We start from the raw sequence: 14,711 nt of genomic DNA on the forward strand, positions 1-14,711 counted from the left end.
AAAAGGGGAACACGAAGACGAAGACGCGCTACGACAGCGAGCCGCAGCCGATGCGCAGGGTCCAGCACCGCAGCCCGGCAACAGTTAAGCATGCCAGACAATTACCGAAGGAAGCGGACGACGAAGAAACAGCCCCCTTGCCGAAAGTCCCGAAAATGACCTTAGGCGAACGGCGGGAACATCCGGAAGAAACGGCTTTTGTCACGACCAAAGGAGAAGCTGTCCGCCGCAATGGCAAGATCGTCTATAAAGAAGCGCCGAAAGCCCAGGAAACACCGGTCCGTAAGGGTCCCAATGCAGATGACCTCGATGCGACCCGCGTCTTGTCACGCGATGAAATTCTGGAAGCCATGGAAAAGGTAGATAAAGAAGAAGCCGCCGCCTATAAGGCACGGGAAGAAGAAGCCAAGCTGGCCCGCCAGCGCCAGGCTGAACAGGAAAAAGAAGCCCAGGAACAGCAGCTGGCCCGCAACCGGGAACGGCGCGAACAAGCCCGCCGCGAAGCAGCTGCCGCTAAAGAAGCCGATGCCCGCCGGGAAGAACGGGCGCGCTGGGCGAAAGAAGTAGCCCAGACAGAAGAAGACAAGCCGCCTCTGGCTGATATGGCTGCCATCGTCTCGGCTGACCTGGCCGCCAAAGATGGCGGTGCAGCCCCGGTGGTAAAGAAAAAGGCTGCCCCTGCTGCTGAACCGGCAGCATCCGAACAAGAAGTGCCGAAAGATACGCACCGCAAACACATTCTCCGCGACGTCATGGCCGAAACGGCGAAAGCCGCTGGCCGGGCTGCTGCCGGGACAACCGTGGCTGCAGCCGCCTCGGAAGGGGCTAAGAAACGGGCCGTATCCGATGCGACACGGGTCATGGAAGGCCCTGTCGTCAGCGAAGGCATGAAGGCCGTCGCTTCGCAGCTGGAACAGACCCAGCGCATGGAACCGATCCACATCGATTCGGCCATGACGGCCAAGAAGAAGGCTGTCCCTGAAGAAACGATGGTCATGCCGCCTATCCGGGCCCACAAGTCCCAGGAAAAAGCGACGCCTGTCGTTAAACCGGCACCGGTCGTCAAACCGTCCCAGACGTCGTGGGATTCCAATACGTCCGGCACGGATACGCGCAATCCGTCCCTGGGCAGTGCGCCGCACTATGCGTCCATTTGGGAATCGGAAAGCACCGTCGATTCTCCCGTCGTCCGCCAGTGCGTCTCTCACTTCCTGCGCCAGTACGGCGTCGTTTCGCCGGACCTGCAGCAGCAGACGGAATACATCACGTCGGCTGCCTTCGACCAGATCGGCTGCCAGACCGATGCCGAACGGCAGCAGGCCCTGGCTCCGCTCATCGTCCAGGAAGCCTTGCAGAATGTCCAGAAAGCCTACGCCGCTCATCCCGACGACTATGTCGGTACCATTGCCCTTCAGGCTTTTTATGATATCGTTCATTGCTCGCCCATTTCGACGCGCCACCTGGTCGCCATCGATGCCTTGAAGGTCATGCCCTATTTGACCCAGGGCCATTACCAGATCCTGGCGATTCTCTTATTGTTCCTGTATTCGCGCAACTCCCACAATGTCGATAAAGATTCGTTCTGCCGCTATATCGATAAATACGTCTATCCCTTCCTGGATGGCTTCCCGACAGAACGGCCTTATTACCAGCAGCTCGATTACCTGCACTGCACGGCTTTTGAAGCCAAGGAAACACATTTTGCCGAAATCCTGTCCGATTCGTATCCGCTCTTGTTCCGCTTCCGCGGCTTTACTGAAGAAGAATTGCGCAAGGCCCTCAAGGGCCAGCGGATCCCGGACGAATTTATCGTCCCGTCCTTCAATTCGCCCCTGGTCAAACTGGCCATGGTCGACGAAAGCATGGCCAAACGCTTCTTCCGCATGACCGGCATCAACGACCGCAACATGCAGGACCATATCCTGCGCCTGGCCAAGAAGCGCCCGGCCAATTTCAGCGGCGAAGAAGCCCTGGACATCATGGAAGACATTTCGCCCGTCCTGGCCGACCTGGCCGATATCTGGGACAGCTCGCTGCTGCGCGTATCGACGCTGTCGCTCCTGGGCCTGTACTTAGCCCAGGGCTTCGTCAAGGAAATCATTGGCGAAGAATTTGATTTGTCCCGCTGGTTTGAATAAGGAGCATCGTTGTGAAGAAAATCCGTAAAGCCGTCATCCCGGCGGCCGGGTTCGGCACCCGTTTCCTGCCGGCGACGAAGGCGACGCCGAAAGAAATGCTGCCTATCGTCGATAAGCCGACAATCCAGTATATCGTCGAAGAAGCCCTGCAGAGCGGCATCGAAGAAATCCTCATCATCAGCGGCCATGCCAAACGGGCCATTGAAGACCACTTCGATACCAATCCGGGCCTGGAACTGCACCTGGAAGAAAGCCATAAGATGGGGCTTTTGAACATGGTCCGCAGTATTTCCGAAATCAATATCCACTATATCCGTCAGAAACACATGCGGGGCTTAGGCGATGCTATCCTTTGCGCCCAGTCCTTCATTGCTGACGAACCCTTCGCTATCCTTCTCGGCGACGACGTCGTCTACAACGAAACCAATCCGGCCCTGCGCCAGATGATCGATTTGTACAACGACCTCGACGCGACCATCCTGGGCTGCCAGGAAGTCCCCTTGGAAAAAGTATCGTCTTACGGCATCGTCCAGGGGACGCCTGTCGAAGGGCAGGGCATCCTCAAGGTCAACCGCGTCGTCGAAAAGCCGGCCATCGAAGAAGCGCCGAGCCGGACCGCCGTCCTCGGCCGTTATATCGTCACGCCGGACATCTTTGAAGTCCTGTCCCATACCCGGCCGGGCAAAGGCGGGGAAATCCAGCTCACCGATGCCTTGCAGACCATGGCCAGCCGGGAAGCGGTCTATGCCTACTGCTTTGAAGGCAAGCGCTACGACGTCGGCGATAAACTGGGCTTTTTGAAAGCCAACGTAGAATACGCCCTGCGCCGGCCCGACCTGGCCGCCCCGTTCCGCCAGTTCCTGAAGGAAGTCGTTCGTGGTTCGTAGGGGCCGTCCTGGAAGGCGGCCCGCGTGAATCCTGTGTAAAACGTTATAGCTTGTAGTGGGTGGCTCGTGGTTTGTGGCTTGTGTTCGTGGCTCGTGCTCGTGGCTCGTGTTCGTGGCTCGTGGTTCGTGGCTCGTGTTCGTGGCTCGTGGCTCGTGGTTCGTGGTTCGTGGCTCGTGTGGCTCGCGGCTCGTAGGGGCCGTCCTGGAAGGCGGCCCGCGTGAATCCTGTGTAAAACGTTATAGCTTGTAGTGGGTGGCTAAAAATTTAAAGCCATCCGCTAGCCACTAGCCACTAACTGCTAACCACTAAAAAAGGGGCTGTCGCACGAAGGTTTTTGCCATCATGCGAGGGCCCTTTTTCTTAAATGTTTGAGGTTTGATGTATGACGTTTGAGGCGATGGCTTTTAAATTTTGTCCCCTCCACATCAAACTTTCAACTTCAAACTTCAAACTCAAAAAGGGCTTGTCGTCATGCGACAAGCCCTTTTTTTACGACGACTATAAACTGCACGAAAATAGTATTGATTGAATGAAAAGGCCATGCTATAATAGGCTCAGAAAGAAGGGATTCCTATGAAAATTGAAGAAGGTACAATTATTTCTATAAAAGAACAAGGCACGGCCGAAATCAAGGTCGGCCGCCATTCTGACTGCATCGCCTGCGGTGCCTGCGAAGGGGCTGAAAACATCGTTGTTACCGCTGTCGACCCGTTGGGCGTCAAAGTCGGCCAGCACGTCAAATTTGAATTTCGCGATGTCAACATCGTCATCGGCGCTTTCATCTGTTTCGTCATGCCGCTCCTGGTCTGCGCAGCCGGTGCCTTTGCCGGCCACTTCCTGGCCCTGGCCCAGGGCTTCGATACGGTCCAGACTGCTGTTATCGGCGGCATCATCGGCTTTCTCATCGGCGCCGTCGGCGTCAAACTCTTCGACCGCTCCCTGTCGAAAGATATAAATTCCAAGCCGAAGATCATCGAAATCTGTTCGGGGAATTAAGAAGGACAGGCGCCTGACGGCGCCGTCCGTGCGGGGCTGCTGTATAAGGGAATCCTCCTTTATAGGCAGCTCTTTTTTACTGGTCCTATGTCAAGATTTCGGACAAATTAAATTGAGGTTTTTCGTTTCTTAGATTCCCAGACGCATATTATGTTTCTGGAAATCAGCATACAGCTTTTCATAGTCATCCGGTGACATGTAGTTGCAATGGCTATGAATGCGTACGGTGTTGTAAAAGGTATTGATGTATTCAAACACCAACAAGTACGCTTGCTGATAATTTTGAATCTTGAAGCGATTGAGCCATTCCCGTTTAATCAGGGAGTGGAAGGATTCGATGCAGGCATTGTCCCATGGATAGCCTTTCTTCGAATAGCTGCGGCGCATTTGGGATGTCTCCCGAATATATGCCTGCGAAACATACTGGCAGCCACGGTCCGAATGGATAACCAACAGCTGTCCGGGTTTCCGGCATTGTTTGGCTTCCTGCAGCATCTTGACGATGCCGGCGACGTCCAGATTACGGGCCAGATTCCAGGCGATGATTTTCCTGGAGAACAAATCCATAATGCTTTCCAAATAGACGAAACCTTCAGCTGTCCAGATATAGGTGATGTCGCTGCACCATACTTGATCCGGTTCTTCAGGATTGAAGCATTCCTGAAGGATATTCACCAGCGCCACGTCAAAGTCACTGTTACGGGTCGTTACGGTGTAATGCTTTACCCAGCAGGCCTGAATGCCCATTTGCCGCATGTATACGCCAACTGTGCGTTCAGAGATACTGTCCCCGTTCTGCTGCATAACTTGGGCAATCTTCGGGGCTCCGTAAATCTGCTTGGAATCGTCGTAGATAGTTTGAATCTTTTTCTTCATCTCCTTGCGGTGCTGGGCCTGTTTCGATGGTTTGCGCGCCGCCCAGTCATAATATCCTGAAGAAGAAACGTCGAGTTCAGAAAGCACTCCGGACACCGAAAAACGACGTTCTGCCTGATGGGCATTTTCGGCTTCTTCCTGGACACTGCGATAGATGGCAATGGTCATTTGTCCAGAATGCTGATAGCTTTTTTTAGGACATTCAACGCATCCTTCGCATCCCGCAGTTCACGCTGCAGACGGGCGATTTCCTTAGCTTCATCCGAAGCATAGTTGCCGGAACCACGATAAGGCATTTCGCCATTGTCCTTCAGCTGCTTTTGCCAACGGGACAAGGTTTGTGGAGCAATACCTAGATTCGTAGCACAGCCAACCAAGCCGAGTTCCCGATGTTCATGATAATATTTAACTGCGTTGATTTTGAATTCTTTGTTGAATTTTGCCATACTGAGGCCTCCTTAGTTAATCCTATTGTACCACCATTAGGAACCTCAGTTTGACTTGTCCTATTTATATGCTAACACCATACACGGTTTGCCGTGGTTCGTTTGCCGTAATGGAAAACGGGCTCGCTGGCGCATCGCCTTTACTAAAAGCAACCCCTCAGTCAGCTGTGCTGACAGCTCCCCTATTAGAGGAGCCTTGTTTACTGAAAGCCTCCCCTAATAGGGGAGGTGCCGCGAAGCGGCGGAGGGGTTGCTTTTAATGGTAGCGATGCGCCAGCGAGCCCGTTTCGTAAACGAACCACGCCAAACGAACCACGGCGCCCGCTTATGGGCGCCCTTCACTGCCCGTCCGGCAGCGTATCGGCGAGGCTGAAGCTGGTGCCGTCGTTGAGGGTGATAGCCGTGATGTGGAGTTCACCAGTCATGCCGTCCAGGTTTTGCGAACGGATCAGGCTGTATTGCGAAGGAATGAGGGGATTGAGGAGAAACTGGCTTTCGTGGGTCCTCTTTTCAGCCGATGTCGACAGGCGCAGGGGCGACGTGTAGAGGACGGCTTTATCGCTGTCCCGGCGCAGGGTATAGACGGCTTTGATCGCAGCGATGTCGCTGCGGTCCTTGCGGAAGACCGGCGTATAGCTCAGGCGCAGGAAGGTACGGCCCTGGCCGCTGACAATCTTGGACGACACGTTGCGGACGGTCATGATGGCGTCGATTTTTTTCTGGGTCGGTTCATTGTACTCGTCCAATTCCTGCTTCATGACCTCCCGCAAGTCGTTGAGGAAGGCTGCCGGGTCGGCCAGGCCTGTGATCATCCAGGTCTGGGACGGCGTCTGTTCCAGCGTGACCGTGCAGGGGACGGTGGCGCCCAGGCGGTCATTGTACAAGTAGAGCTTGACTGTCTTGCCCTGGCTCCAGTCGGCACTGTCGAGATGCCAGCCGGCCAGGGGGATGGAGAGGCCGGCGCTTTTCAAGGTGCGCTGCAGGTTATCACCTGTCTTTTTGTATTCGTCGTTGTCCGTATTGCCCGTCAAAGTCCAATCCAGGTACAGGTCGGCTGTGGTGACGAAAGAAGACCGCAAAGGCGAGCGGACGAGGTTCAATAAAAAAGCTTCGTCCGTGCTGTCCGACGTATGGGATACGAGGGCATCGAAGAACTGGCCGCTCAGGGCTTCTTCGTCGACGTGCTGGCTGAAAGTTTCGATATCGCCGCTGTGGGCGGCGCGGATGACCTGGGCGACGGCATAATCCGGCGTTTTCATATATATGTGGTGGTAGGCGGCGACTGCGGCGATGAGGCAGCCCATGAGGACGACCAGGGCCAGGAAGACGCTGCCATCCCATAAGGTGAGTACTCGTTTTCTCATAGATTATCCTTCCTTACTGAGCGAAATTCCGTTTTCCTCATTATACCACAGTCTGTGCTGGGCGTTCAGCTTTTCCGCTCATCTGCCGCAGGTTACCAAAATATGGTATAATGAATATGTTATCAGCGAAAGAAAAGGAGCGTGATTCCTGTGGTTACGTTACACGATGTAAAATCAGGGGATTCCTATGAAGTCAAGGAAGGGGTGACGCTGCAGCAGGTCTGCGAACAGTATTGCCAGCACGGCGATATGCCCATTGCAGCCGCCTTGTACAATAATGAATGTGTCGGCCTCCAGACCAAGGTCGACCAGGGCGGCGATGTCGACTGGCTGCCCATCAATACGATGGAAGGCAACCAGTGCATTATCCGCACGGCCATTTTCCTCTTGGTCCGCGCCGTGAGTGATCTCTATCCCGACGGCAAAGTCCTGGTCAAACACGCCTTGCGCAAGGCCTTGTACTGCGAATTGGAAATCGGTCATACCGTCACCGTTCACGACGTAGAGATCATCAAGAAGCGCATGCACGAAATCGTCGAACAGGATGAACCGATTTCCCAGGTCATCGCCAGCGCCGAAACGGCTATGGAAATGTGCCGCAACCGCCATATGACGCGGGAAGCGGAACTCCTGCGCCACGTCGACGTCACCCATATCATGGCCTATCAGTGCGGCCAGACCTTCGATTACTACATGGGGCCCCTCCTGCCCAGCATGGGCTATGTGACCTGCTTCAACCTGCGGTCCTATGCACCGGGCGTCATCTTGGAAACGCCGACGGTAGACAATCCGAACGAACTGCCGGAATACAAGGAAATCCCAAAAATGGCCCGGCTCTTCCTGGATGCCGAAGAATGGGGGCGCATCGTCCGCTGCGAATACGTCTACGACCTGAACCACTATATCGAGGAAGGCAACATCCAGGATATGGTCGACATGGCCGAAGCCCTGCAGGAAAAGAAACTGGGCCAGATTGCCGACTACATCGTCAGCCGCCGCCCGAAAATCAAAGTCGTCCTCATCGCCGGGCCGTCGTCAGCGGGCAAGACGACGTTCTGCAAGCGCCTGACGACGCAGCTCCGCGTCAATGGCCTGCGGCCCATCGGCATTTCCCTGGACGACTACTTCTATAACCGCGAAGATACGCCGAAGAACCCCGACGGCAGCTATGACTTCGAATCACTGCGGGCCATCGACGTGCCCCTCTTCAACCAGCAGATCGACGACCTCAACCAGGGCAAGGAAGTCCATCTGGCCCGCTTCGACTTCGTCACGGGCCATCGCCATTTCGACGAAAAGCCGGTCGTCCTGGAGAAAGGCCAGCCCATCGTCGTCGAAGGCCTCCACGCTTTGAACGATTCCCTGACCTACATGCTGCCGCGCTATGAAAAGGTCAAGATTTCTCTGGGCGTCCTGACGCAGATACGCATCAACGACCACAACCGCATTTCCACGTCTGATACGCGCATCATCCGCCGCATGGTCCGGGACCAGCAGTTCCGCGACCGCGGGCCCATGGCGACCATGGATATCTGGGCCGACGTCCGCCGCGGCGAAGAAAAGAACATCTATCCTTATCAGGAAGATGCCGATACGATTTTCAACACGGCCCTGCCTTATGAACTGGCCGTCCTCAAGCCTTATGCCGAACCGCTCCTGGAATCGATCGACAAGGACAGCGTCCATTACGCCGAAGCCCGTCGCCTCCTGCGATTCCTCAAGCCCTTCAAGAGCATCGATTCGTCCGTCGTACCGCCCAATTCGCTGCTGCGCGAATTCATTGGGCCAGACCGGAAAAAATGATTGACAAAGCCTAATGAGATAGATATAATAGTATAGTCGAGGTAGAAATATGAAACTACAAGTCGAAGAAGCACTAAAAGAAGTTGGGAAGTCTTTCCCCTTTTCTTTTGAATGTCCGGCTGCCGAGCTAGGTGAAGTGGATGACCTTCCTTGGAAGGATGCCACAGTAGTTGTGGACGGGGCTTATTGGTTCGATGGCAACCACATGGTAGTACAGGGAACCATAAAGACCACCGGCATGTACACCTGCAGCCGCTGCCTGTCACCGGTATCGGTGGATCGGAATGAAACACTGTCTGAAGTCTATGGTACGGAAGCAGAGCTTCCCGAGGACGTATTGCCCTATAATGGGGAATACATCGATTTGACGGAGACAATTAGAGAAACGTTGATCCTCAGCGAGCCCATGAGGGTTTTGTGCCGGCCAGACTGCAAAGGGCTTTGTCCGCAGTGCGGTGCAAACCTGAACGACGGACCCTGTAGTTGTCCTACCGACAAGATTGATCCGAGACTGGAAGTCTTGGCTCAATTATTACGATCCAAAGAAGAGCGCTAGAAATAACGTACCATGTGATTTAAGGAGGTGCAGAACATGGCAGTACCGAAGAACAGATTATCCCAGACTCGTCAGAAGATGCGTCGCGCAAACTGGAAATTGACCGCACCGGGTTATGTAGAATGCCCGCAGTGCCACGAAGCAATGATGCCTCATCATGTATGCCCGACTTGCGGCTACTATAAAGGCAAACAGGTTGTCAACAACACAACAGCTGAATAAGAGCATGATATAAAAAGGAGCTGTCCCTACGGGACAGCTCCTTTTTGTGGTTCGTTTGGCGTGATTCGTTGGTCGAAGGGAAGGGCACTTGACGGAGCCAACAGGTGCCTACTGCTCTTCGCCCACTCGCGCCCGCAGAGCCTCCAGAAAGGCTTCGCACGAGCGGGAGAGGAGGCGGTATTTCTTCCAGGCGACGAGAGACGAGACTTCAAAGGGAGGGTCCAGAGGCAGGAAGACGAAGTCCGGACTTTGCTGGTGTTCCAATTTATCGAGGCAGAGAAGATTGGTGATTCCTTGCCGGACTAAGACATTGACGTTGCAGGAGAGGTCCATGGTGCCGACAATGGTTAGCTTTTCAGGCGTGACCTTGCCTTGTGACCAAGCAACCAAATCGAAAGAACGATTCGTGTGCCGTGACGAAACCATGAGTGGCATCTGTGTAATCATTTCCGGTGTCACCTTGCCTGCATCTGCCCAGGGACCATGGGCACTGGTAACGACGCCTAACTTATTTTTTCCCGGCAGGCGCAGGTATTCATACTTTTCGGCGTGGAAAGGCTCTATGAAGAGCGCAAAATCAAGAAGCCCGTGTTCCAGTTTTTCCTGAATCGTATCGGCATTGCCCGTCCAGAGTTCGATGGTCAGGCGCGGATTGTCCCGGCGCAGCTCGGCGAAGGTCTCCGTCAGGTAATGAATCAGGTGCGTAATGCCGGCGCCGATGCGGATGTTGCCGGAAAGGTCCGTATTGTCGTCGCGGATTTCTTCTTCCGTCTGGTCGACGAGGGAGAGGATTTCTTCGGCTCGCTGACGCAGGTGGACCCCTTCTTCGGTCAGGACCGTGCTGCGGTTCGTGCGAGTGAAGAGCTTTTTGCCTAATTCTGCTTCGAGATCGGCCATCTGCCGCGACAGCGTCGGCTGCGTGACGTGCAGGACGTTGGCAGCTTCGGTCATATTTTCTTCTCTGGCGACAGCCAAGAAGTAATGCAGCGTACGTAATTCCATAATGATTCCTCCTTTTTCCTTATTGTAAATCTCTTTCGTCGCATCTGCAATAAAAAAAATACATATCCAATACTAATTTATAAGCATTTTACATTTCATACTTTTTTTGGTAAGATAAGAGCATGAAATGAATTGATTCTGGTATTTACAGAAAGGATGAAGAAGACTCATGTTAGGGAATTTCACATACTGCAATCCGACGAAACTCTATTTTGGCAAAGATGCACTGGAAAACCTCCACGGCGAACTGCAGAAATACGGTAAGAAAATCGTCCTGGTCTACGGCGGCGGCTCGATCAAGAAGAACGGGATTTATGATGACGTCGTCAAAATCCTGCAGGACGAAGGCAAGGACGTAGCGGAAATCGCCGGCGTCATGCCCAATCCGACAATCCATAAGCTGCGCGAAGGCATCGACATCGCAAGAAAGCACGGTGTGGACCTCATCCTCGCCGTCGGCGGCGGTTCCGTCATCGACTATGCCAAGGCCCTGGCCGTCTCCGTACATTGCGACGAAGATCCGTGGGATAAATATTTCATCCGCTTCGAAGAACCGAGCTGTGACATCGTCCCTGTCGGCGATGTCCTGACCATGGTCGGCACGGGCTCTGAAATGAACGCCGGTTCCGTCATTACCTATCCGGAAAAGAAACTGAAGATTGGCCATGTCTTTGCTGACGAAAGCGTCATGCCCCGTTTTTCCATCATGAATCCGGTCTACACCATGACCCTGCCGAAATATCAGATGATTGCTGGCATCTATGACATCTTCAATCACATCTGCGAACAGTATTTTTCCGGTGAAGACGACAATACCAGCGACTATCTGGCCGAAGGCCTCATGCGCAATGTCATCGAAGCCAGCCGCAAAGCCGTCGTCGATCCGACGGATTACGAAGCACGCTCCAATCTGATGTGGGACGCCACCTGGGCTCTGAACACGCTCATCGCCAAGGGGAAATCGACGGACTGGATGGTCCACATGCTGGGCCAGGCCGTCGGTGCCTGCACGAATGCCACGCACGGCATGACGCTCTCTGCCGTGTCCCTGCCGTATTACCGCTTCATCATGAAAGACGGTCTGCCGAAATTCGTCCGCTTCGCCAAAGCCGTATGGAATGTCGATGCCGACGGCATGAGCGATGAAGAAATCGCCGCAGCCGGCCTGGAACGCATGAAGACCTGGATGCAGGAACTCGGCCTCGTGCTCCACATCAAAGAACTCGGTGCGACAGAAGACATGCTCGATGACCTTGTAAACGGCACGCTGATCCTCGACGGCGGCTATCGAGTCCTGACCAAAGACGAAATCAGGGATATCTTCCGGCAGGCCATGTAAGGGAAGGGAACGTGTTTTACGTCTAACTGCTGCATCATAGTGAAAAAAGTAAATATCCAAGACGTGCCTGTGGCCGTCCGTAGTCCGGAAATTGCGGAATCGTTCATCGTTCATCGTTGGCGAAACGGGTTCGCTGACGCATCGCCTCGGACTCAGATGGCGCTGCGCGCCTTTAGACTCAGGATTATATTACGACCATGCGCAGTCCGTCATAAATTCCGTGACGATGCCATTATTCTGGGCGGGATTGCCAAGCGCAATCCCCTACGAAATCGCATACAGGCGATATTAAATAATTATACGGCCGTAGGGGCGCCCATAACCGGGCGCCCGCGTGAATCCTGGGCATAGCCGGAATTTATGACATGTGGCACACGGTCGTAATGCAATCCGGAATTTCAGGATGCGCAGCATCCATCTGAGTCCGAGAAATGTCATTAAAAATAGATTAAACTTTTTGAGCTGACCCCCAATTGTTAGACCTAACATCTAACGATTGGGGGTCACATCATGTCGTGGCTCCTATTTATCTTTTCCCGCCAGAAGACTCCCACCTCTTAGGTGGGGGATGAATGGCGGTGCTTGAGTGGGTTCAATGCCCGTAAAAAGCACAAAAACGCTGTAACTCATCTTGAAAATCATCACTATTTCCCACATAATAATCATATAATAAAAAAGGAGGTGAAAAATGTGTATCTTACTCAATCAAATGTCATCAGAAATCTTTCCAAAGAAGACTATGCCATGCTGCGGGAGATGTGCCAATACAGCAATAACCTCTACAACGTGGCTCTCTACAACATCAGGCAATACTATTTCCAAGCGAAGAAGTTCTTGAAATACGAAGAAAATTACCATGTCTGCAAGGAAAACGAAAACTACGGTCTGTTGCAGGCTGGCGTGTCTCAGCAGATATTGAAGGTGGCTGACCGCAGTTTCAAGTCATTCTTCAATCTCATAAAAAAGGCAAAATCAGGAGAATATCGCTTCAAGGACATCAAAATGCCTCACTATCGGGAAAAAGGCGGCATGTTCAACCTGATTCTTTCCACGAACGCCATAAACGTAAAAGATGGATTCTTGACGATTCCCATGAGTCGGGGATTTTCTAAACGGCATGGCCGTAAGCCAATCAAAATCCCTTTCCCTGCAAGACTGAAAGAAAAAACTATCAAGGAAGTCCGTATCTGCCCCGTATATAATGGCAGATACTTCAAAATCCAGTATTGCTATCTTCAGGAGAAAGAACCTCAAGACGTTTCACCGGACAATGTCCTTGCTATCGACATCGGTCTTGAAAATCTGGCAACTTGCGTGACCAACACCGGGACGGCGTTCATTATGGACGGGCGTAAACTTAAATCAATCAACCAGTATTGGAACAAGCAGAAAGCCTACTATCAGGGGATTGCCGACAAACAAGGACAGAAGAAAACGCACAGGCTCTATGCCTTAGCAAGAAAACGTAACAATCGGACACAGGACTACCTCCGCAAGATTGCCCGCTATATCATCAACTACTGTATCGAACACCATATCGGAACCATCGTCTGCGGTTATAACGGTGACTTTAAACGTAGTATCGACCTGGGTAGGATAACCAACCAGCAGTTTACGCAAATCAGTTTCGGTAATCTGCGTGAAACACTGGAAGGACTTTGCGAGCGTTACGGTATGCGATATATCGAACAGGAAGAATCTTACACTTCTCAAGCAAGTGGCTTGGATTTGGACGATATTCCTGTCTATAATCCTGAACAGCCGTATACTGGCACGTTTAGTGGGAAGCGTATCCACCGTGGCTTGTACCAGTTCGCCGATGGCAGGATGGCCAACGCGGATGTGAATGGAGCATACAACATACTCCGTAAAAGTAAGCAGAACTTCGATTTCGAGGGACTGTGTAAGGGGCTTTTGGACAGCCCTTTGAGAATAAGGATATCCTGACAGCTAACTCCTTTGGGATAGGTTGTCAGGCGTTAGTCCATGTATCAAACTTCTCAAGAATCTCCCGCTTCTATAAGCGGGAGAGGTTCAAATTCTGTATTCCTTAAACAATTTTTCTTGGAATTCTGCATCTTCCGTAGCTTTCGTCGCATCATCGTAACGTTTTTCCTTCAACAATAAACTCATCAATTAAAGGTTTTTACCATCATACAGGCACCTTTTTGTACGTCGTTTGTCGTGATGTTTAAAACTTTTAATAATTTGCCGTACGGGAGACATCGCTTTTCTTATATTTGTGAGAATTTTCGACGGACGATGAACGAACTACGATGAACGAACTACGATGAACGTTCGCCAGCCACGGACTGCGAACGGCCAACTGCGGACTGCGGCGCCGCAGGCGCCTACTCCCCATGAAATACATAAATAGAATATCCAGCTCTATTCTATAAGCATTTCACATTTCATTTATCGATTGTTACAATGAAACTGTAAAGAATTAAGGCTTTTGGTTTTCGGAATGAAGGAGCATGACGATGAAGAAGATGCTGATTGTTTATTATAGTTGGAGCAATGGGAATACCGCGAAGATTGCAGCTCAGCTGCAGCGGGTTGCCGGCACTGACATGGAACGAATTGAAACGCTTCATCCCTATGAAGGCAGATATGACGATGTCGTGGCTCAGGGCCAGCGGGAAGTGAACAGCGGCTTCATGCCGGAAATCAAGGCCCTGCCGTATGATCCGGCGGATTATGACGTCATTGCCGTAGGTACGCCTACTTGGTGGTATACGATGGCGCCGGCGGTCAAGTCTTTTTTTGCGGATCATGATTTCAGCGGCAAGCAGGTCATCCTTTTCCAGACCCACGGCGGCTGGCCCGGCCATACGCTGAAAGATATGGAAAAGGCCTGCCGGGGCGCGTCTTTCGGTCCGTCGCTGGCGGTACAGTTCGATTCGACCGGCGGCAGTAAGTTGGTGACAGCTGCACAGGACATCGATGATTGGATTGAGGAAGTGAAGCAGTGTTTATAGGAGAAAGCAGGTACTATGAAAAACTAGGCTTTTAATATTTGCCGTACGTATTCCTGAAACTAAATTATAGGCATTTCACATTTCACAGAAACCTTGGTAA

13 protein-coding genes are annotated in these 14,711 nt (G+C 52.5%); 9 read left to right on the plus strand and 4 right to left on the minus strand.

Going from position 1 to position 14,711, the window contains the following annotated elements; genetic code table 11:
- The first annotated feature begins 50 nt into the window (after positions 1-50).
- The 3 genes from C6362_RS07780 (at position 51) to C6362_RS07790 (ending at position 4,022) form a co-directional block, all read left to right on the plus strand.
- Positions 51-2,138: an LPO_1073/Vpar_1526 family protein gene (locus C6362_RS07780; protein WP_230583065.1), complete on the plus strand. Its 2,088-nt coding sequence runs from the start codon at positions 51-53 to the stop codon at positions 2,136-2,138.
- Positions 2,139-2,149: 11 nt separating this feature from the next.
- Positions 2,150-3,025 (plus strand): UTP--glucose-1-phosphate uridylyltransferase GalU, encoded by an 876-nt coding sequence (gene galU, locus C6362_RS07785; protein WP_014016174.1) that lies wholly within the window; start codon positions 2,150-2,152, stop codon positions 3,023-3,025.
- Between the two features lie 574 nt (positions 3,026-3,599).
- The gene (locus C6362_RS07790; protein ID WP_014016176.1) at positions 3,600-4,022 is read left to right on the plus strand and encodes a SoxR reducing system RseC family protein; all 423 of its coding nucleotides are present in this window, start codon (positions 3,600-3,602) and stop codon (positions 4,020-4,022) included.
- 129 nt (positions 4,023-4,151) lie between these two features.
- Here C6362_RS07790 and C6362_RS07795 read toward each other — a convergent pair whose 3' ends face one another.
- The 3 genes from C6362_RS07795 to C6362_RS07805 form a co-directional block, all read right to left on the minus strand.
- The gene (locus C6362_RS07795) at positions 4,152-5,066 is read right to left on the minus strand and encodes an IS3 family transposase (RefSeq protein WP_014015019.1); all 915 of its coding nucleotides are present in this window, start codon (positions 5,064-5,066) and stop codon (positions 4,152-4,154) included.
- The gene (locus C6362_RS07800; protein ID WP_014015018.1) at positions 5,063-5,344 is read right to left on the minus strand and encodes a transposase; all 282 of its coding nucleotides are present in this window, start codon (positions 5,342-5,344) and stop codon (positions 5,063-5,065) included. Before C6362_RS07800 ends, C6362_RS07795 begins: the two co-directional genes overlap by 4 nt.
- 338 nt (positions 5,345-5,682) lie before the next feature.
- Complete coding sequence (locus tag C6362_RS07805; protein ID WP_014016177.1) at positions 5,683-6,708, minus strand: hypothetical protein; 1,026 nt, start codon at positions 6,706-6,708, stop codon at positions 5,683-5,685.
- Between the two features lie 150 nt (positions 6,709-6,858).
- On the opposite strand from C6362_RS07805, the gene C6362_RS07810 reads away from it, so the two are divergent.
- The 3 genes from C6362_RS07810 to rpmF are packed head-to-tail and all read left to right on the plus strand — an operon-like array spanning position 6,859 to position 9,289.
- Positions 6,859-8,511: a nucleoside kinase gene (locus C6362_RS07810; RefSeq protein ID WP_014016178.1), complete on the plus strand. Its 1,653-nt coding sequence runs from the start codon at positions 6,859-6,861 to the stop codon at positions 8,509-8,511.
- 49 nt (positions 8,512-8,560) lie between these two features.
- A complete protein-coding gene (locus tag C6362_RS07815) occupies positions 8,561-9,067 on the plus strand; it encodes a YceD family protein (RefSeq protein WP_014016179.1) in 507 nt (168 codons plus the stop codon).
- A gap of 36 nt (positions 9,068-9,103) precedes the next feature.
- On the plus strand, positions 9,104-9,289 hold the full coding sequence (gene rpmF, locus C6362_RS07820; protein WP_014016180.1) for a 50S ribosomal protein L32: 186 nt from the start codon (positions 9,104-9,106) through the stop codon (positions 9,287-9,289).
- 108 nt (positions 9,290-9,397) lie between these two features.
- Here rpmF and C6362_RS07825 read toward each other — a convergent pair whose 3' ends face one another.
- The gene (locus C6362_RS07825; RefSeq protein ID WP_014016181.1) at positions 9,398-10,291 is read right to left on the minus strand and encodes a LysR family transcriptional regulator; all 894 of its coding nucleotides are present in this window, start codon (positions 10,289-10,291) and stop codon (positions 9,398-9,400) included.
- A gap of 169 nt (positions 10,292-10,460) precedes the next feature.
- Here C6362_RS07825 and C6362_RS07830 point away from each other — a divergent pair, with 169 nt between their 5' ends.
- From C6362_RS07830 to C6362_RS07840, 3 genes are all read left to right on the plus strand, one after another.
- Positions 10,461-11,630 carry an iron-containing alcohol dehydrogenase gene (locus C6362_RS07830; RefSeq protein ID WP_014016182.1) on the plus strand — a complete coding sequence of 390 codons (1,170 nt, stop codon included), beginning with the start codon at positions 10,461-10,463 and terminating at the stop codon, positions 11,628-11,630.
- Between the two features lie 690 nt (positions 11,631-12,320).
- Positions 12,321-13,577 (plus strand): RNA-guided endonuclease InsQ/TnpB family protein, encoded by a 1,257-nt coding sequence (locus tag C6362_RS07835; protein ID WP_106699292.1) that lies wholly within the window; start codon positions 12,321-12,323, stop codon positions 13,575-13,577.
- Between the two features lie 536 nt (positions 13,578-14,113).
- Positions 14,114-14,611 carry a flavodoxin gene (locus tag C6362_RS07840; protein ID WP_014016183.1) on the plus strand — a complete coding sequence of 166 codons (498 nt, stop codon included), beginning with the start codon at positions 14,114-14,116 and terminating at the stop codon, positions 14,609-14,611.
- Positions 14,612-14,711: the final 100 nt, after the last annotated feature.

Source organism: Megasphaera elsdenii DSM 20460 (assembly GCF_003010495.1).
GTDB classification, from domain to species: domain Bacteria; phylum Bacillota; class Negativicutes; order Veillonellales; family Megasphaeraceae; genus Megasphaera; species Megasphaera elsdenii.

What these genes read in the sequence shown, in the direction of transcription:
- C6362_RS07780 (WP_230583065.1), top strand. Translation starts at nt 51, where the DNA reads ATGCGCAGGGTCCAGCACCGCAGCCCGGCAACAGTTAAGCATGCCAGA.
- C6362_RS07790 (WP_014016176.1), top strand. Translation starts at nt 3,600, where the DNA reads ATGAAAATTGAAGAAGGTACAATTATTTCTATAAAAGAACAAGGCACG.
- C6362_RS07795 (WP_014015019.1), bottom strand. Translation starts at nt 5,066, where the DNA reads ATGACCATTGCCATCTATCGCAGTGTCCAGGAAGAAGCCGAAAATGCC.
- C6362_RS07800 (WP_014015018.1), bottom strand. Translation starts at nt 5,344, where the DNA reads ATGGCAAAATTCAACAAAGAATTCAAAATCAACGCAGTTAAATATTAT.
- C6362_RS07805 (WP_014016177.1), bottom strand. Translation starts at nt 6,708, where the DNA reads ATGAGAAAACGAGTACTCACCTTATGGGATGGCAGCGTCTTCCTGGCC.
- C6362_RS07815 (WP_014016179.1), top strand. Translation starts at nt 8,561, where the DNA reads ATGAAACTACAAGTCGAAGAAGCACTAAAAGAAGTTGGGAAGTCTTTC.
- rpmF (WP_014016180.1), top strand. Translation starts at nt 9,104, where the DNA reads ATGGCAGTACCGAAGAACAGATTATCCCAGACTCGTCAGAAGATGCGT.
- C6362_RS07825 (WP_014016181.1), bottom strand. Translation starts at nt 10,291, where the DNA reads ATGGAATTACGTACGCTGCATTACTTCTTGGCTGTCGCCAGAGAAGAA.
- C6362_RS07830 (WP_014016182.1), top strand. Translation starts at nt 10,461, where the DNA reads ATGTTAGGGAATTTCACATACTGCAATCCGACGAAACTCTATTTTGGC.
- C6362_RS07840 (WP_014016183.1), top strand. Translation starts at nt 14,114, where the DNA reads ATGAAGAAGATGCTGATTGTTTATTATAGTTGGAGCAATGGGAATACC.